Source organism: Streptomyces venezuelae, from assembly GCF_008642335.1.
Classification (GTDB): Bacteria; Actinomycetota; Actinomycetes; order Streptomycetales; family Streptomycetaceae; genus Streptomyces; species Streptomyces venezuelae_F.
The window spans coordinates 4,880,990-4,899,404 of the sequence record NZ_CP029191.1; the positions used below are offsets into that span (position 1 = coordinate 4,880,990).

Annotated in this window: 11 protein-coding genes; 9 read left to right on the top strand and 2 right to left on the bottom strand. The window is 72.2% G+C overall.

Annotated elements, in window-relative coordinates; all coding sequences use genetic code 11:
* Window positions 1-210: 210 nt before the first annotated feature.
* The 3 genes from DEJ49_RS22295 (at window position 211) to DEJ49_RS22305 (ending at window position 3,677) form a co-directional block, all read left to right on the top strand.
* Complete coding sequence (locus tag DEJ49_RS22295) at window positions 211-786, top strand: sigma-70 family RNA polymerase sigma factor (RefSeq protein WP_055563244.1); 576 nt, start codon at window positions 211-213, stop codon at window positions 784-786.
* A 136-nt stretch (window positions 787-922) separates the two neighbouring features.
* Complete coding sequence (gene guaB / locus DEJ49_RS22300; RefSeq protein ID WP_150185772.1) at window positions 923-2,440, top strand: IMP dehydrogenase; 1,518 nt, start codon at window positions 923-925, stop codon at window positions 2,438-2,440.
* A gap of 112 nt (window positions 2,441-2,552) precedes the next feature.
* Window positions 2,553-3,677 (top strand): GuaB3 family IMP dehydrogenase-related protein, encoded by a 1,125-nt coding sequence (locus DEJ49_RS22305; RefSeq protein WP_150171160.1) that lies wholly within the window; start codon window positions 2,553-2,555, stop codon window positions 3,675-3,677.
* A gap of 86 nt (window positions 3,678-3,763) precedes the next feature.
* Here the strand turns inward: DEJ49_RS22305 and DEJ49_RS22310 are convergent, their stop codons facing one another.
* Window positions 3,764-5,017 carry a nucleotide sugar dehydrogenase gene (locus tag DEJ49_RS22310; RefSeq protein WP_150185773.1) on the bottom strand — a complete coding sequence of 418 codons (1,254 nt, stop codon included), beginning with the start codon at window positions 5,015-5,017 and terminating at the stop codon, window positions 3,764-3,766.
* A 227-nt stretch (window positions 5,018-5,244) separates the two neighbouring features.
* Between DEJ49_RS22310 and DEJ49_RS22315 the strand changes: the two genes are divergently transcribed.
* The gene (locus DEJ49_RS22315) at window positions 5,245-6,954 is read left to right on the top strand and encodes a glycerol-3-phosphate dehydrogenase/oxidase (protein ID WP_150185774.1); all 1,710 of its coding nucleotides are present in this window, start codon (window positions 5,245-5,247) and stop codon (window positions 6,952-6,954) included.
* Window positions 6,955-6,994: 40 nt separating this feature from the next.
* On the opposite strand, the gene DEJ49_RS22320 is transcribed toward DEJ49_RS22315, so the two are convergent.
* Window positions 6,995-8,164, bottom strand: coding sequence for a serine hydrolase domain-containing protein (locus DEJ49_RS22320; RefSeq protein ID WP_150185775.1), 1,170 nt, complete (start codon window positions 8,162-8,164; stop codon window positions 6,995-6,997).
* Between the two features lie 147 nt (window positions 8,165-8,311).
* Here DEJ49_RS22320 and DEJ49_RS22325 point away from each other — a divergent pair, with 147 nt between their 5' ends.
* The 5 genes from DEJ49_RS22325 (at window position 8,312) to DEJ49_RS22345 (ending at window position 18,413) form a co-directional block, all read left to right on the top strand.
* Window positions 8,312-10,354: a serine/threonine-protein kinase gene (locus tag DEJ49_RS22325; protein ID WP_150185776.1), complete on the top strand. Its 2,043-nt coding sequence runs from the start codon at window positions 8,312-8,314 to the stop codon at window positions 10,352-10,354.
* Between the two features lie 128 nt (window positions 10,355-10,482).
* The gene (locus DEJ49_RS22330; RefSeq protein ID WP_150185777.1) at window positions 10,483-13,002 is read left to right on the top strand and encodes a protein kinase; all 2,520 of its coding nucleotides are present in this window, start codon (window positions 10,483-10,485) and stop codon (window positions 13,000-13,002) included.
* Between the two features lie 204 nt (window positions 13,003-13,206).
* A complete protein-coding gene (locus DEJ49_RS22335; protein ID WP_411757245.1) occupies window positions 13,207-14,862 on the top strand; it encodes a protein kinase domain-containing protein in 1,656 nt (551 codons plus the stop codon).
* A 114-nt stretch (window positions 14,863-14,976) separates the two neighbouring features.
* A complete protein-coding gene (locus tag DEJ49_RS22340; protein ID WP_150185779.1) occupies window positions 14,977-16,665 on the top strand; it encodes a serine/threonine-protein kinase in 1,689 nt (562 codons plus the stop codon).
* 113 nt (window positions 16,666-16,778) lie between these two features.
* The gene (locus DEJ49_RS22345) at window positions 16,779-18,413 is read left to right on the top strand and encodes a serine/threonine-protein kinase (protein ID WP_150185780.1); all 1,635 of its coding nucleotides are present in this window, start codon (window positions 16,779-16,781) and stop codon (window positions 18,411-18,413) included.
* Window positions 18,414-18,415 lie beyond the last annotated feature (2 nt).

Sequence of the window (18,415 nt, forward strand, 5' to 3'; positions counted from 1 at the left end):
CCGTCCGGTGGGCGGGGCGACGTACGCCCGGCGACGCCTGTTTCGCCGCCGATGCCGCATCCTTGAGATGTGGAGTTCCTCGGGGACGAGTCGATCGAGCGGGAGGGGAGGGCGCAGGAGATGAGTTCCGGCGCACCTGCTCATAACGCTTCAGTGCACAACTACGGACGCGGTGCCACGGATCAGCCGCCGCCAAGGCACCATGGACCGATGCGCGATGACAAGACGACGGTGATCGGTGCCCTCGTTCTCCGCGCTGTGGAGGGTGACGAACAGGCCACGCACGACCTGCTGGCCCACGTACACCCCCTGGCGCTGCGCTACTGCCGTACCCGTCTGTCCCGGCTGCCCGGTGACGCACGGCACTTCGTGGAGGACCTGGCGCAGGAAGTCTGCGTCGCCGTCCTCCTCGCCCTGCCGCGCTACAAGGACACGGGCCGTCCCTTCGAGGCGTTCGTCTTCGCGATCGCGGCCCACAAGGTGGCCGACCTGCAGCGCGCCGCGATGCGGCACCCCGGTTCCACCGCCGTGCCCTCCGACGAGATGCCCGAGCGGCCCGACGACTCGCTCGGCCCCGAGGAGCGCGCGCTGCTCAGCAGCGACGCCGAGTGGGCCAAGAAGCTCCTCGCCAACCTCCCGGACAACCAGCGCGAGCTGCTGCTCCTGCGGATCGCCGTCGGGCTCACGGCCGAGGAGACCGGACAGATGTTGGGGATGTCACCGGGGGCGGTGCGGGTCGCGCAGCACCGGGCGCTGAGCAGGCTGCGGGCGCTCGCGGAGCAGTGATTTCGGCACTTCACGGGCGCGGGTCGTACGTGTGAACGTACAAAGCTCGCGGATGATCTTGATCGTGGAATGAGACACCCCCGAAGGCCGTTAGCATGGACATCCGCACCGATCAAGGCCATTTGGGGAAGGTGTCATGACTGCAAACGGCGGTTCTTCGACTGGGGTGCCCGATAAATTCGCGACACTCGGGCTGACCTACGACGACGTGCTGCTGCTGCCGGGCGCGTCGGACATGGCGCCCGACCAGATCGACACTTCCTCGCTCGTCTCGAAGAACGTCCGGGTGAACGTCCCGCTGCTGTCCGCGGCGATGGACAAGGTCACCGAGTCCCGCATGGCGATCGCCATGGCGCGGCAGGGCGGCGTCGGTGTACTGCACCGCAACCTCTCCATCGCCGACCAGGCCAACCAGGTCGACCTGGTGAAGCGCTCCGAGTCCGGCATGGTCACCGACCCGATCACGGTGCACCCGGACGCGACGCTCGCCGAGGCCGACGCGATCTGCGCGAAGTTCCGCATCAGCGGCGTCCCGGTCACCGACGCTGCGGGCAAGCTGCTCGGCATCGTCACCAACCGTGACATGGCCTTCGAGTCGGACCGCTCGCGCCAGGTGCGCGAGGTCATGACGCCGATGCCGCTCGTCACCGGCAAGGTCGGCATCTCCGGCGTGGACGCCATGGAGCTGCTGCGCCGCCACAAGATCGAGAAGCTTCCGCTGGTCGACGACGCGGGCATCCTCAAGGGCCTCATCACGGTCAAGGACTTCGTGAAGGCCGAGAAGTACCCGAACGCCGCCAAGGACGGTGAGGGCCGCCTCCTGGTGGGCGCCGCCGTGGGTGTCGCGGGTGACGCGTTCGAGCGCGCCCAGGCCCTCGTCGCGGCAGGCGTCGACTTCATCGTCGTCGACACCGCGCACGGCCACTCCCGGCTGGTCGGCGACATGGTCGCCAAGATCAAGTCCGACGCCCCGCGCGTCGACGTCATCGGCGGCAACATCGCCACGCGCGACGGCGCCAAGGCGCTCATCGACGCGGGTGTCGACGGCATCAAGGTCGGCGTCGGCCCCGGCTCCATCTGCACCACGCGCGTCGTCGCCGGTATCGGCGTACCGCAGGTAACGGCCATCTATGAAGCGTCGCTCGCCGCCAAGGAGGCCGGTGTCCCGGTCATCGGCGACGGCGGCCTGCAGTACTCCGGCGACATCGCCAAGGCGCTCGTCGCCGGCGCGGACACTGTCATGCTGGGCTCCCTGCTCGCGGGCTGTGAGGAGTCCCCCGGGGAGCTGCTCTTCATCAACGGCAAGCAGTTCAAGTCGTACCGCGGCATGGGCTCGCTCGGCGCCATGCAGACGCGCGGTGACCAGCGCTCCTTCTCCAAGGACCGGTACTTCCAGGAGGGCGTCGCCTCCGACGAGAAGCTGGTCCCCGAGGGCATCGAGGGCCAGGTGCCCTACCGCGGCCCGCTCTCCGCGGTCGTCCACCAGCTGGTCGGCGGACTGCGCCAGTCGATGTTCTACGTGGGCGGGCGCACCGTCCCCGACCTGCAGGCCAACGGCCGTTTCGTCCGCATCACGTCCGCGGGTCTCAAGGAGAGCCACCCGCACGACATCCAGATGACGGTCGAAGCACCGAACTACAGCCGCACGAAGTAGTCTTCCGGCGCCACGCGCGCGTGGGAGGGGCGGTCCCGGGTCACCGGGACCGCCCCTTCCGTGTGCGTCGGGGATACTGGACAGGCAGACCAAGAGGGAAAGGCCCCACAACGTGACTGAGATCGAGATCGGGCGCGGCAAGCGCGGCCGCCGCGCGTACGCCTTCGACGACATCGCCGTCGTACCGAGCCGGCGCACCCGCGACCCGAAGGAGGTCTCGATCGCGTGGCAGATCGACGCCTACCGCTTCGAGCTGCCCTTCCTGGCCGCTCCGATGGACTCCGTGGTCTCCCCGCAGACCGCCATCCGCATCGGTGAGCTGGGCGGCCTCGGCGTCCTGAACCTCGAGGGCCTCTGGACGCGGTACGAGGACCCGCAGCCCCTCCTCGACGAGATCGCCGAGCTGGACGCGGAGACCGCGACCCGGCGCCTCCAGGAGATCTACGCGGCCCCCATCAAGGCCGACCTCATCGGGCAGCGCATCAAGGAGGTGCGCGACGCCGGTGTGGTCACCGCCGCCGCGCTCTCCCCGCAGCGCACCGCCGAGTTCTCCAAGGCCGTCGTGGACGCCGGTGTCGACATCTTCGTGATCCGCGGCACCACCGTCTCCGCCGAGCACGTGTCGGGCGCCGCCGAGCCGCTGAACCTGAAGCAGTTCATCTACGAGCTGGACGTCCCGGTCATCGTCGGCGGCTGCGCCACGTACACGGCCGCGCTGCACCTGATGCGCACGGGCGCCGCGGGTGTCCTCGTCGGCTTCGGCGGCGGCGCCGCGCACACCACGCGCAACGTCCTCGGCATCCAGGTGCCGATGGCCACCGCGGTCGCCGACGTCGCGGCCGCCCGCCGTGACTACATGGACGAGTCCGGCGGTCGCTACGTCCACGTCATCGCCGACGGCGGCGTGGGCTGGTCCGGCGACCTGCCCAAGGCCATCGCCTGCGGCGCCGACTCCGTGATGGTGGGCTCCCCGCTGGCCCGCGCCACGGACGCGCCCGGCAAGGGCCACCACTGGGGCATGGAGGCCGTCCACGAGGACGTGCCGCGCGGCAAGAAGGTCGACCTCGGCACGGTCGGCACCACGGAGGAGATCCTCACCGGTCCGTCGCACATCCCGGACGGCTCGATGAACTTCTTCGGAGCGCTGCGCCGCGCCATGGCGACCACGGGCTACAGCGAGCTCAAGGAGTTCCAGCGCGTCGAGGTGACGGTCGCGGACTCGCAGCACAAGCGGTGACGCTCGCGCTGGACGCATGACGTCACGAAAGGGCCCGGACGCCGACGCGTCCGGGCCCTTTCCCGTGTGGGGGCACGCGCGCGTGCCTAGAGGCGGTGGGCGGCGCCCGCCGGGGTCGCGCCCCGCGTGTCGAGGAGCAGCTGCGCCTTCACGGCGAGGCCTTGCAGGTCGTACGTGCGGTGGTGCTGGAGCAGGATCGTCAGGTCGGCGTCGGCCGCGGCCTCGTAGAGGGAGTCCGCGCGCGGGACGGGGCGGCCGAGCACGCTCCAGTTGGGCACGTACGGGTCGTGGTAGCTGACGGCGGCGCCGAGCTCCATGAGGCGGGTCGCCACCTCCTGGGCGGGGGCACCCTGCTGGTCGGCGAGGTCGGGCTTGTAGGTGACGCCGAGGAGCAGGACGCGGGCGCCGCGGACGGACTTGCCGTGCTCGTTGAGCAGGGTCGCCGAGCGCTGGATCACGTACTGGGGCATGCGGTCGTTGACCTGCTGGGCCAGCTCGACCATGCGCAGGGGGCGGGCGCCGTGGGAGGGGGCCGGGACGTCCAGGGGGACGCCGTGGCCGCCGACGCCGGGCCCGGGGCGGAACGCCTGGAAGCCGAAGGGCTTGGTCTCGGCGCAGCGGATGACGTCCCACAGGTCGATGCCGAGGTCGTGGCAGAGCACCGCCATCTCGTTGACCAGGGCCATGTTCACGTGCCGGTAGTTGGTCTCCAGGAGGTGGACGGTCTCCGCCTCGCGGGGGCCGCGGGCGCGGACGACCTTGTCGGTGAGGCGGCCGTAGAAGGTGGCGGCGGACTCGGTGCAGGCCGGGGTGAGGCCGCCGATGACCTTGGGGGTGCCCGCGTAGCCGTGGGTGCGGTTGCCGGGGTCGAGGCGGCCGGGTGAGTAGGCGAGGTGGAAATCGCGTCCGGCGCGCAGGCCCGAGCCCGCTTCGAGAATCGGACGGAGGAATTCCTCGGTGGTCCCCGGGTACGCGGGGGATTCGAGGATCACGGTGGTGTGCGGGCGCAGGCGGGCGGCCAGCGCGTGCGCCGCTTCGGCCACCTGGCCGAGGTCGAGCGAGCGGTCGGCCGCCGGCGGAGTGGGGGCGCAGATGACAGCGGTGCGGACCCGGCCGAGCGCGGCCGGGTCGACGGTCGGCCGGAAGCCCCCCGAGAGCATCCGGCGGACGTCGGCGGCGGTGAGGGTGGACTCGGCGCCGTCGCAGGGCTGCCGGCCGCCGGCCAGGTCCGCGGCGCGGGCCGGGTCGTAGCCGATGGTGTCGATGCCGCGTGCGACGGCGGCCTGGGCGAGGGGCAGGCCGAGGTGGCCGAGACCGATGACGGCGAGATCTGCGGGCATGGCGGTGGGCCGTCCTCCCAATAGCCGGAGTGGGACGAGTGCGCAAGCCCTGTGGACAAGGCGGACCAGCGCAATGTCAGACTAGGAGTAAATATGACCGATTTGCGGTATTGCACCGCGCAGGGCTCCGGAGTGTTGTCCACAGGCTGGGGCCGCGTTCAGCGGGCGACGGAGAAATCTGGGCATGATGTGAGTCCGACCACACCCGATCACAGCGGGAGGCAGCGGTGAGGACAGCGACACTGGGGCCGGCGGAGCGCGCCGAGTCACTGGCGGGAATGGCCGAACGGGAGCTGGACATCCTGGTCGTGGGCGCGGGCGTGGTCGGCGCGGGCACGGCACTCGACGCGGTGACGCGCGGCCTGTCCACCGGCCTGGTCGAGGCCCGCGACTGGGCGTCCGGCACGTCGAGCCGGTCGAGCAAGCTGATCCACGGCGGCCTGCGCTATCTGGAGATGCTCGACTTCGCCCTCGTGCGGGAGGCGCTGAAGGAGCGCGGCCTGCTCCTGGAGCGCCTCGCCCCGCACCTCGTGAAACCGGTCCCGTTCCTCTACCCCTTGCAGCACAAGGGCTGGGAGAGGTTGTACGCCGGATCGGGCGTCGCGCTCTACGACGCGATGTCGATGTCGCGCGGACACGGCCGCGGTCTGCCCATGCACCGTCACCTGACCCGCCGCCACGCCCTGCGCGTCGCCCCGTGCCTGAAGAAGGACGCACTGGTCGGCGCCATGCAGTACTACGACGCCCAGATGGACGACGCGCGCTACGTGGCGACGCTGGTCCGCACCGCTTCGGCGTACGGCGCGAAGGTCGCCAACCGCGCCAAGGTCACCGGCTTCCTGCGCGAGGGCGAGCGCGTCGTCGGCGCCCGGGTGCAGGACGTCGAGGGCGGCGGGGAGTACGAGATCCGGGCCAAGCAGGTCGTGAACGCGACCGGCGTGTGGACGGACGACACCCAGGCGATGGTCGGCGAGCGCGGCCAGTTCCACGTCAGGGCGTCCAAGGGCATCCACCTCGTCGTGCCCAAGGACCGCATCAACGCGACGACCGGACTGATCCTGCGCACCGAGAAGAGCGTCCTCTTCGTCATCCCGTGGGGCCGCCACTGGATCGTGGGCACCACCGATACGGACTGGGACCTCGACAAGGCCCACCCGGCGGCCTCCAGCGCCGACATCGACTACCTCCTGGAGCACGTGAACTCGGTGCTCGCCCGCCCCCTCTCCAGGGACGACGTGCAAGGGGTGTACGCGGGCCTGCGGCCGCTGCTCGCCGGCGAGTCGGACGCCACGAGCAAGCTCTCCCGCGAACACACCGTCGCGCACCCCGCCCCGGGCCTGGTCGTCGTCGCGGGCGGCAAGTACACGACGTACCGAGTGATGGCCAAGGACGCCGTCGACGAGGCGGTGCACGCCCTGGACCAGCGTGTCGCCGACTGCGTCACGGAGGACATCCCGCTGGTCGGCGCCGAGGGGTACAAGGCGCTGTGGAACGCCCGCGCGAGGATCGCCGCCCGGACGGGCCTTCATGTGGTGCGCGTGGAGCACCTGTTGAACCGGTTCGGCTCGATGGCCGAAGAAGTCCTCGAACTCATCGCCGCGGACCCGGCCCTCGGCGCTCCCCTGCAGGCGGCCGACGACTACCTGCGGGCCGAGGTGGTCTACGCGGCGTCGCACGAGGGCGCCCGCCACCTGGACGACGTGCTGACCCGGCGGACCCGCATCTCCATCGAGACGTTCGACCGGGGCACGCGCAGCGCCCGGGAGTGCGCCGAGCTGATGGCGCCGGTCCTCGGCTGGGACAAGGACCAGATCGAGCGGGAGGTGCAGCACTACGAAAAGCGGGTGGAGGCCGAGCGGGAGTCGCAGCGGCAGCCGGACGACCTGACGGCGGACGCGGCACGCCTCGGGGCGCCCGACATCGTGCCGCTCAACTGACGTTTCTCCGGGCAGGCTCAATGGGGGACGGGACACCCTCCTAAGGGGAGCGCGGGCAGAACTCGGCCGTGAGGAGGGCCGCTTCCAGGGCCGAGCCGGTCGGCTTGTCCGTGTTGACCCGGAAGGTGACGACCCGTCGGCCGTCGCGGGTGGCGGCGGTGCGGACGTAACTGCCGGTGATGCGGCCGTTGTGGCCCCAGACGGTGGTGCCGCAGGGAAGCGTCCGCGGATACAGGCCCATGCCGTAGTGGCCGTGTGCCGGGCGGGTGTTGAGCATCTCCCGCAGCAGGGGCGCGGGCAGGAGCCGGCCGGAGAGCAGGGCGGCGTAGAAGCGGTTCAGGTCGGCGAGGGTGGAGATCAGCTCGCCCGCGGCGCCTGCCACGCGCGGGTCGAGCGCGGTGACGTCCCGGCCGCCGTTCGTAAAGGCGCGGCCGTGCGGGGAGGGGAGCGTGGTGCGGGCACCGGGGAACGAGGTGCCGGTGAGACGGAGGGGGCGGAGGATGCGGCGTTCGGCTTCGGTGGCGTACGAGTTGCCGGTGACCCGCTCGATGACCATGCCGAGGACGACGTAGTTGGTGTTGGAGTACGCCCAGCGGCCCATGGGGGAAGGGCGGTGGGCGAGGGCGATGCGGACGGCGAGAGCGGGAGTGAGGGGGACGGTGCCTTTGGTGACGGCGGTGAAGTCGTAGAGGCCGCTGGTGTGGGTGAGCAGGGCGCGCAGGGTGATCGTGCGGCCGTCGACGCCCGGTCCGCGGACGAGTCCGGGCAGATGGTGTGCGACCGGGTCGGACAGGGACAGACGGTGTTCCGCGGCGAGTTGGAGGACGACCGTGGCGATGAATGTCTTGGTGATGCTGCCCACCCTGAAGTGGTCGGCGCGGGACAGGGAGGGGCCGGTGCGGGTGAAGTGGAGATAGGGGCGCGGGCTCGGCGCGGCGGGGTCCGGCCGTTCGGTGTCCGGCTGTTCCGGGTTCGGCCGTGCGGGGCGTCGCACGGAGACGGGAGATGCCTGGTGGCGTAGGGTGCGTGCACCCGGGGGCGGTTCGGGCTGAGTGCTGCTCAGGAGTGCCGCGGCCGGGGCCTTGCCCCGGGTGGTGAGCAGCGGAAGAGTGGCGTCCGTGGCCGGTGCCGCGGGTTGTGGGCGGCCCGCCGCCAGGCCGATGAGCGCCGCCACCAGCAGGATGGCCGGTGTCGAGCGCGGTGTCGGCAAGGCGGGTTCCTCCTCGTGCGCGGTCCATCATGGGGCACGGAGGGGGGCCGGCGGACCCTGGGCACCGACCGGTCCCCGAGTAAGGGACAATGAAGGCTCTGTCAGGGCGGGTTGCTCGGGTAGCAGCGGTAGCAGCAGAGGGGACGCATGTCGGACGCGGAGCAGACGGGTGACGCCCGTCGGGACAAGAGCGAACGTCTCCTCGCCGGCCGGTACCGGCTGGGAGAGGTGCTCGGCCGCGGAGGCATGGGCACCGTCTGGCGCGCCAAGGACGAAACCCTTGGGCGTACGGTCGCGGTGAAGGAGCTGCGGTTCCCCTCGAGCATCGACGAGGAGGAGAAGCGGCGGCTCATCACGCGTACGTTGCGTGAGGCCAAGGCGATCGCGCGGATCCGCAACACCAGCGCCGTGACGGTCTACGACGTGGTCGACGAGGACGACCGGCCGTGGATCGTGATGGAACTCGTCGAGGGCAAGTCGCTCGCCGAGGCGATCCGCGAGGACGGCACGCTCACGCCGCGGCGCGCCGCCGAGGTCGGGCTCGCCGTGCTCGACGTGCTGCGCTCCGCGCACCGCGAGGGCATCCTGCACCGCGACGTGAAGCCGTCGAACGTGCTGATCGCCGAGGACGGCAGGGTCGTCCTCACGGACTTCGGCATCGCCCAGGTCGAGGGCGACCCGTCGATCACGTCGACCGGCATGCTCGTGGGTGCCCCCTCGTACATCTCGCCGGAGCGTGCCCGGGGACACAAGCCGGGTCCCGCGGCCGACCTGTGGTCGCTGGGCGGCCTGCTGTACGCGGCCGTGGAGGGCGTGCCCCCGTACGACAAGGGGTCGGCCATCGCGACCCTCACCGCGGTGATGACCGAGGACGTCGAACAGCCCGTCAATGCCGGACCGTTGGAGAAGGTCATCTACGGCCTGCTCGCCAAGGACCCCGAGCAGCGGCTCGACGACGCCGGGGCGCGTGCGCTCCTCAAGGACGTCATCTACGCCCCCGAGACCAAGCCGGAGCCCGAGCCGGTCGAGGCGACCAAGGTCGTGCCGCTGCCGCCCGCCCCGCCCAAGCCGCCGAAGGCGTCGCGGGTCCCGAAGCCGAGCAGGCCGAGCAGGCTGACGAAGGCGCCGAAGGGTGCTGCTGCCGGCGCGGCGGGAGCGGCCGGCGCTGCCGGTGCCGCTCACGGGTCGGTCGGGTCCTCCGCCCCCGCCCGGAATGCCGGGACGGCGACGACGTACGGGACGGCGCGTCGCGAGGGGCGCAAGCCCGGGGAGACGGCCGAGCGGTTGAAGGGCGCCCTGCAGTCCGTGCGCAAGGCGGCCGCGTCCGCCTCCGCGAAGGGGACCACGAGCGGAACCGCGGCCAACGGGTCCGCGGCCAACGGAGTCGGGGGCGTGCCGCCCAGGGCACCCGCGAAGGCGTCGCTCACCGACGTGGTGCCGCGCCGGACGCTGGTCATAGTGACCATGGTGGTCGTGCTCGCCGTGCTCGGCACGGTGCTCGCCCTCGCCCTCGGCGACGACAACGCGGACAGCAAGGACAACAAGGGCGGCGACAAGGCCGCGTCCGCCGGGGCGACCAGCGGGGACCCGGGCAAGGACGACGGCAAGGACAAGGACACCGGCAAGGAGAGCGACCAGGGCTCCGGCACCGGTACGGGCGAGGACGGCAAGGACCCCGGCAAGGACGAGAGTTCCGGCCCGGACGACGGCAAGAGCGACGACCCGGGCAAGGACGACGACGCCAAGAAGCCGGAGGACGGCGCCGAGTCGACGTACAAGCACTCCCAGGGCTTCGAGATCGGACTCCCCAAGGGCTGGAAGTACCAGTCCACGGGCCGGGCGGGCGCGCGGTTCGGCGGCCCCGACGGGCAGAAGCTGCTCGTCGGCTGGACGACGACGCCCAAGGACAACCCGGTCGGCGACTGGAAGAACCAGGAAAAGTACATGGTCCGGCCGCAGTACGACCGGATCCGTATAGAGAAGGTCGGCTTCCGCGGCTGGAACACGGCCGACTGGGAGTTCACCTACGTGGAGGGCGGGACCAAGTACCGGTCGATAGACCGCGGCTTCGTCGTCAACGGCGGACTCGGCTACGGAATGATGTACACGGCCAAGGCGGACGACTGGGGCAGCGAGAAGCGTCGTGCCACGTGGCGGACCTTCACGAAGACGTTCGAGCCGAAGTCCTGAGCCGGGATCTCGAATCCCCTCAAACGGTTCACCGACGGCACGTATCGTGAGTGCTTGCGGACCGTAAGCAGCCGCAATGCGCCGCAAGACGAACGGATTCGACCACCGGGCGGACAGGGGAAGGCATCGTGGACGACTACGCGGGACGGGTGCTCGCCGACCGCTACCGCCTGCCGCTCCCGCCCTCCGACGTGTACGAGTTCGCCGAGTCGCGCGCCTTCGACACGTACAGCGGGCAGGAAGTCCTCGTCCGGCAGGTGCCGCTGCCCGAGATCGTCGAGGCGGAGGTGCTCGACGAGGGGGACGTGGCCGACGCCGATGGCTCGGTCGACCTGCCCGAAGGGTTTCTGCCGCGGGCGGGCGCGGGCGGCCCCGGGGTGCGGCGGTCCGGGACCAGGAGGTCCGGGACCCGGACGACGCGCAGGCCCACGGATCCGGCGGTGCGGCGCGCCATCGAGGCGGCGCAGACCGCCGCCCAGATACCCGACCACCCGCGGCTCGACCAGGTCTTCGACGTGTTCGCGGAGGACGGCTCGCTGTGGATAGTCAGCGAGTTGGTCGCCGCGCGGCCGCTTGCGGCGCTCCTCGCGGACCGGCCGCTGAGTCCGTACCGCGCGGCGGAGGTCGCGGCGGACGTCCTCGCGGCGCTGCGGGTGCTGCACGCGTACGGCTGGGTGCACCGGAACATCACCGCGCGGACCGTCCTGATCTGCGACGACGGCCGGGTGATGCTGACGGGACTTGCGGCGGGGGCCGCCGAGGAGGCCCTGTGCGGGTACGACCCGCGGCCGGTGGAGGCGGGGGAGGCGACGGGCTCGGCGGGGTCGGTCGGCAATGTCGCGGAGTATGACGCGGGGTACGAGACGCGGTACGGGGGCGCCGCGGACGAGGACGAGGCCGGGGATGTGGCGCTCGACCCCGCGCCGGAGCCCGAGACCGGGTCCGAGCCCGCGGGGCGGATATCGGACCCCTACGGAGTCGCGGGCAAGAAGCCGTGGCACGGGGCGGTGCCACGGGGCGGGGTTCCGGCGGCACGCGGCGGGGACGTGAGCGAGGCTCCCCCACGGAGTGAGGCTCCCCCACGGAGTCAGGTTCCCGGACGGGGCGAGACCTCCCGACGGAGCGAAGCTCGCCGCGCGGACGAGGCGGCGTACGGGAACGCGCGTGGCGGATGGGACGACGGGGACGGCGAAGGCGGCGCTCCCTTGCGCGGGCCCGCCACCGCCATCGCCGCCGAACGCGCCCGGCTCGCCCGCATGGTGGTCGTCGGAGCCGTCACCGAGCGGTGGGCGCCCGAGCAGGCCGGACCCGTGCACGAGAACTGGCAGCTCGCCGCCCCCATCGCCCCCGCCACGGACCTGTGGGCCCTGGGGGCGCTGCTCTTCCGCGCCGTGCAGGGACACGCGCCGTACCCGGAGGACAGCACCGCCGAACTCGTCCAGCTCGTCTGCGCCGAACCGCCCGCCTTCGCCGAGGAGTGCGGCCCGCTGCGGCCCGTCGTCGAGTCCCTGCTCCGTCAGGACCCCACCGAGCGGCTCGACTTCGAGGAGCTCAGCGGCTGGCTGCGCTCCCTGGTGCGGTCCGCGCCCGAACCGGAGGCGGGGGCGCACGTCGTGCCGGTGCCGCCGTACGACGCGGGCAGGCTGCCTGTCGTACGGCGACGGGGCGAGGTCGTGCGCAGGCGGCGGGGCGGGGCCGTCGCAGGGAAGAAAGCGGGGAAGAGCGCCGGGAAGAACACCGGAAAGAGCGCCGCGAAGAGCGCCGAGGCGCACGGACGGCACAAGCGCGGCCGGGGCAGGGCCGGCAACGCGCAGGCCAGGCCCGGACACGACGTACCCGACGTCTCGCCCCTCCAGGGCCACAGCGGCCCTCGCACGCCCCGCGAGGCGCACCCGCGCGGTCCGGGCCGCCCCCGTTCGCTGGGCCGTCTGCTCCTGATCGCCATCCTGCTCGGGCTCGCCGCGGCGATCGCGTACGCCATGGTCTTCATGCCCAAGTCCGACGACCGCTCAAGTGACCGCGCGGGGACCGCGGGTGAGGTCAGCTCGGCCCCGCAGCCGAGCGACAGCAAGGGCGAGAAGGACGAGAAGGACAAGTCGGAAGACAAGTCGAAGGACAAGAACGAGGGCAAGGAGAAGGACGGGCAGGGCAGGAAGCCCGGTTCGCAGAAGCCGCAGACATCCGGCCCCGACGTGCCGCAGGGTTTCGTCGTCCGCAAGGACCCCGAAGGCTTCCACGTCGCCGTCGCGGGCGGCTGGGACCGGCAGCCCAAGAACGGCAGGGGCCAGGTCCGTTACACCCACGGCGGCTTCGAACTGCTGCTGGTGCCGGGCCGCGACACCACGGACGGCTACGGCGCCGACCCCATGAAGTACCAGCGCGAACACGAGCGTGAGCTGCAGCCTTTCCGCGACTCCTCCTGGGCGACGTCCAGCGGCATGCGCCGAATCGAGGTCGGCGGACGGACCATGGCGGAGGGTCAGTTCACCTGGCAGGACGACGCGGGCCGCGAGGTCTTCGTACGCAATCTCGCGATGATCGTCGACGGCAGGTACCACGTGGTCCAGGTGCGGGGGCCGGAGGCCGAACGGGACGAAGTGACACGGCTGTACGAGCAGGCTTCGGCCACTTATCGGGTCACCGACTGAGCCGTTTCCGGCCACGTATCCGGCCATCGGGACATGCACCACATCCGTCACAGTGCGGTCTCCTAAGCCCCCCTGCGGTTCCCTGCGCGCCTTCCGCTCCTTAACCTGGCCCTGTCAAGACCATTGTGGGGAAACGTGAATCAGACGCAGGGCCTGGTCCTCGCGGGCCGCTACCGACTCGCTGAGTCCATCGGCCGCGGTGGCATGGGACGGGTGTGGCGCGCACAGGACGAGGTGCTGCACCGTGCCGTCGCCGTCAAGGAACTGACGGCCGCGCAGTACGTGCAGGAGGCCGACCGCGCGGTCCTCTTCGCGCGTACCCAGACGGAGGCGCGCGCCGCCGCCCGCATCAACCACCCCGCGGTCGTCACCGTCCACGACGTCCTGCAGTACGACGACCGGCCCTGGATCGTGATGGAGCTCGTCGAGGGCCGCTCCCTGGCGGACGCGGTCAAGGACGACGGCCGCGTCGAGCCCGTCGAGGCCGCCCGCATCGGCCTGTGGACCCTGAAGGCGCTGCGGGCCGCGCACGCCGCCGGTGTGCTGCACCGTGACGTGAAACCCGGCAACGTCCTTCTCGCCGACGACCGGCGCATCCTGCTCACCGACTTCGGGATCGCCGCGATCGAGGGCGACTCCACGATCACGCGGACCGGGGAAGTCGTCGGCTCCGTCGACTATTTGGCGCCCGAGCGCGTCAGCGGCGCCAACCCGGGCCCGGCGTCCGACCTGTGGGCACTCGGGGCGACGCTGTACACGGCGGTCGAGGGGAACTCGCCGTTCCGGCGCACGTCGCCGCTCGGCACGATGCAGGCCGTGGTGACCGAGGAGCCCGAACCGCCGACGCACGCGGGGCTCCTCGCGCCCATCATCGAGGCGCTCCTGCGCAAGGACCCGGCGGCCCGGCCCACCGCGGCGGAGGCCGAGGAGATGCTGGCCGAGGCGGCGGAGGGACGGCCGCCGAACACGACGCGGACGCATGCGCCGACCCAGGGCAACGCGACGCCGGCGCCCGCCCCGTACAACCGGCCCGCCCCGCACAACCAGACCACCACGTACACCCAGACCACCACGTACAACCAGGGCACCTCGCACAACCAGGCGACCCCGTACAACCACGTTGCCCCATACGCCCCGACCGCCCCGCAGCACCGCGGCTCCGACACGGCGGTCCAGGGCTCCCACGGCGGCCGCGAAGGGCACGAGCCCTACGCCCACGCGGCCCACACACCCCACGCCCCGGTACCCGCCCCCGCCAAGCGCTACCGCCGCGTGCTCGCCGTCACCGCCCTCGTCCTCGCGGCCGCCCTGCTCGGCGGCGCAGGCGTCTTCGGTTTCCTGCGCCTCACCGGCGACGAGGGCGGCCAGGAGCAGAGGACGGGCCAGGACGACGGGAAGGCACCGCGCGGCATCCCTGCGGACTGGAAGCGCGTGTACGACCCCGACGGCTTCAGCCTCATGCTGCCCGAGGGCTGGAAGCGCCGGGCGAACGGCACGCAGGTCGACTACACGCCGGACGACGGCCGGAGCTTCCTGCGGATCGGCGTCGACAAGTCCCCGCAGGCCGAGTCGCCGTACGCGCATCAGTTGCAGCTGGAGAAGGGCCTGCTGAACTACAAGGACTACAAGCGGCTGCACCTCGACTCGAACACGTTCCGTGGACAGCACGGCGCGCTCTGGGAATTCAGCTGGACGTCCGGGGTGAACAACACGACCAGAGGGCCGCGCCGGGCCATCGAGCAGACGTACGTGAGCAAAGACGGCGTCGAGTACGCCATCTATCTCTCGGCCCCCGCCGGGGGCTGGGACAAGACCCGACAGCAGTTCGACTCGATGCTCCGGGGCTGGCGGGAGGGCTGATACGGGGTCCGGGCGACCCGTCGTACGGGTGGGGCGTCCGGGGCCGGCGGCCGGAACCAGCCGCCGCGCGGCGAGACCCATTCCGTTCGCACACGTGTGGGGCATGATGGCCGCATGGGGAGCCTGGGAGACCACGCCGGAGCGGCAGGTGGAGGCAACGCCCGGGTGATCGCGGGCCGTTACCGCCTGGAGGCGCCGCTCGGCCGGGGCGGCATGGGCGTCGTGTGGCGCGCCACCGACCTGCTCCTCGGCCGCCGGGTGGCCGTCAAGGAACTCGCGCGCGACGAGACCCTCTCCGACGCCCAGGCGGAGCAGCGGCGGGAGCGGACGCTGCGCGAGGCGCGGGCCGTCGCGCAGCTGCGGCATCCGCACGTCATCGTCGTCCACGACGTCGTGGTGCAGGACGAGCAGCCGTACATCGTCATGGAGCTGATCGAGGGCGGTTCGCTGGCCGGGCGCATCGCGCGGAGCGGGCCGCTGGACGCGCACGCCGTGGCGCGGATGGGCATCGACCTGCTGGGCGCCCTGAGCACCGCGCACGAGGCGGGCATCCTGCACCGTGACCTCAAGCCCGCCAACGTACTCCTGGAGCGGCCGACCGACCGTGTCGTGCTCACCGACTTCGGCATCGCGCAGCTCTCGGGCGCGACGACGCTCACGGAGGTCGGGTCGTTCGTGGGCTCGCCCGAGTACACCGCGCCGGAGCGGATGGCGGGGGAGCGGACGGGCCCCGAGTCCGATCTGTGGTCGCTCGGCGCACTCCTGGTCACCGCGCTCGCCGGCGAGTCGCCGTTCCGCCGCGACTCCATCGGCGGCGTCCTGCACGCGGTCGTCTTCGACGAGATCCGGCCATCCGCGGCCGTGGATCCGCTGCTGCCCGTGGTGCTCGGGCTCCTCGACCGCGATCCGGAGCGGCGGATGGGCGCGGCGGAGGCGGAGGGGCTGCTGCGGGTGTACGTCGAGACGGGGCGGATGCCGGCGGTGGTGCGGGAGAGACCGGGGGCCGGGCTGCCGGGGCTTCCCGGGCGGCCCGGACTTCCGGGGCTGCACGGTCTTCCGGGGCTGCATGGTCTTCCTGGGCGGTCGGGCCGGAACACGCCGACGCCTGCCGAGCGGGAGCTGCTCGCGGCGCAGGCCGCCGCGGGGCTCGTGAAGCCGGAGAAGCACGGCAGGACCTTCATGGTCGCCGCCGCCCTGGTGGCCGCCCTCGCGGGCGCGGGGGTCTCCGCCGCGCTGCTGCTGAGCAGGGGCGGCGACGGCGGGGGCACACCGGCTCCCCCGCCCTCCGCCACGGCGACGCAGAGTTCACCGACGCCGACGGTCACCGTGACGACCCCCACGGCGCGGCCGTCCTCGCCACAGGCGCCCCAGGGCTACCGCATCGCGAAGGACCCCCGCGGCTTCGCGCTCGCCGTCCCCGAGGGCTTCCGGCGCCAGGTGGACGGGTCCCGCGTCTTCTACGCGTCGCCCGACGGGACGTACCGCATCGGCATCGAGGAGGCGGCGGCGCGCCGGGGCGGCCCGCTCGCCGCGCAGCGCCGCGCCGACGCGGACGGCCCGCGCGACAACCCCGGATACCGCGACGGCAGGGTCTCGGAGACCACGCGCAACGGCAGGCCGGCCGCGCTGCGCGAGTTCACCTGGGACGGGCTCCGCGACGAGAAGGGCGACCGTCGCACGTTCGACCTGTGCTGGGAGGAGGGCGGCCGGCGGTTCGACGTGTGGGTGTCGGCACCCGTGGGGGAGGCGGCGCAGGCGCGGAGGTACTTCGACGCGGCGGTGGACACGTTCGTACGCCGGTGACGTCGGCGTCGGCCGTTCGCGTACGCCGATGACGCCCCGCTCACGTGCATCACCCCGGTCACAATGCGGGGCCTGGCTGGAAACCGAGGCGCCGCGCACGGTAGGCATGGGTCATGAGTAACGACGGGGGAGCCTCCTACGGGCCGTACGAGCCCACCAGCTACGGCCTCCAGCCACCACAGCAGCCGTATGCCCCGCCGACCCAGGTCGTGCCGAACCAGCCGCCCGCCCCTGCCCCCGCGCAGGAACCCGGCACCGGCCGCCTGATCGCGCACCGCTACCGGCTGCTGGCCAAGCTCGGCCACGGCGGCATGGGCACCGTGTGGCGCGCCAAGGACGAGACGGTGGACCGCGAGGTCGCCGTGAAGGAGCCCCGCGTCCCGGACCACCTGCCGGAGCGCGAGCGGGCCAACGCCTTCGAGCGGATGCGCCGCGAGGCCCGCGCCGCCGCCCGCCTCGACCACCCGGCCGTGGTCAACGTCCATGACGTGGCGGTCGAGGACGGCCAGCCGTGGATCGTGATGGAGCTCGTGCAGGGCCGTTCCCTCGGCGCCGCGCTCCAGGAGGGCACGCTCGGTTCCCGCGAGGCCGCGCGAATCGGCCTCGACGTCCTGAACGCCCTCGACGCCGCGCACCAGGCGGGCATCCTGCACCGCGACGTGAAGCCCGACAACGTGATGCTCGGCCGGCACGACCGCGTCGTCCTCACCGACTTCGGCATCGCCCAGATCGAGGGCGAGACCAACCTGACGGACACCGGCGGGTTCGTCGGGTCGCCCGAGTTCATCGCGCCGGAGCGGGTGCTCGGGCAGCGGCCTGGACCGGCGTCCGACCTCTGGTCGCTCGGTGTCGTCCTGTACGCGGCGACCGAGGGCGTGTCCCCGTTCCGCCGCAACAACACCCCCGCGACGCTCCAGTCCGTCCTCAACGCGACACCCGCGCCGCCCGCGTCCGCGTCGGGCCCGCTGGCCGAGGCGATCAACCGGCTGCTGGCCAAGGACCCCGCCCACCGCCCGAACGCCGCGCAGGTCCGCGCCCTCCTGGAGGCGGCGGCCAGCCCTCCGCAGCCGGTGGCGCCGACGCAGCACGTCACCGTCGCGGGCGGCGGCGACCAGGGGCGCGGCAAGGGGATCTTCCTCAGCCGCAAGGCGCTCGCCGTCGTCGCCGGAGTGGCCGTCGCGGCGGTGGCCGCGGGCGTGCTCGTGGCGCTGAATCCTTTCGGGGGCACGGACTCGGAGGAGTGGAAGGAGCACGAGGCGAAGGTGGTCTCCGCCGCCGTCTCCGTCCCGAAGGCGTACGTGGAGAGCAGGCCGGAGGCCACGGACACGGACAAGACCTGGGTCCGGTACACCGACCCCAGCGGCGCCGTCTTCGTCACGCTCGACCTCGCGGAGAAGAAGGACACCTCGCAGGAGGTCGCGGGGACCGCGGCGGCCCAGGCGTACGCCGACGCGGAGACGTTCGAGGAGAGCGGCGAGTCGGCGTTCAGCGACATGTCGAGCGATCCCGCACCGGTCGTGAAGACCAAGGAGACGACGTACAGGGACCGGAGCGCCGCCGAGAACACGGTCACGTACACCGACTCGCAGACCGAGCTCCCGCACGAGGCGAGGATCCTGTACTACCGGACCAAGTCCGGGGACATGTACCGGCTGTGGATCGACTATCCCGGCAAGGGCGACTTCACCGCGCGGGGCCGCGAGGTCGCCGAGAACGCCATCGCGGACCTGGAGCTCCACAAACTCTGAGA

Excerpts from the sequence above, each read along its gene's own strand:
- DEJ49_RS22295 (WP_055563244.1), top strand. The coding sequence starts at position 211 with ATGCGCGATGACAAGACGACGGTGATCGGTGCCCTCGTTCTCCGCGCT.
- guaB (WP_150185772.1), top strand. The coding sequence starts at position 923 with ATGACTGCAAACGGCGGTTCTTCGACTGGGGTGCCCGATAAATTCGCG.
- DEJ49_RS22310 (WP_150185773.1), bottom strand. The coding sequence starts at position 5,017 with ATGCCCGCAGATCTCGCCGTCATCGGTCTCGGCCACCTCGGCCTGCCC.
- DEJ49_RS22325 (WP_150185776.1), top strand. The coding sequence starts at position 8,312 with ATGTCGGACGCGGAGCAGACGGGTGACGCCCGTCGGGACAAGAGCGAA.
- DEJ49_RS22335 (WP_411757245.1), top strand. The coding sequence starts at position 13,207 with ATGGGACGGGTGTGGCGCGCACAGGACGAGGTGCTGCACCGTGCCGTC.
- DEJ49_RS22340 (WP_150185779.1), top strand. The coding sequence starts at position 14,977 with ATGGGGAGCCTGGGAGACCACGCCGGAGCGGCAGGTGGAGGCAACGCC.
- DEJ49_RS22345 (WP_150185780.1), top strand. The coding sequence starts at position 16,779 with ATGAGTAACGACGGGGGAGCCTCCTACGGGCCGTACGAGCCCACCAGC.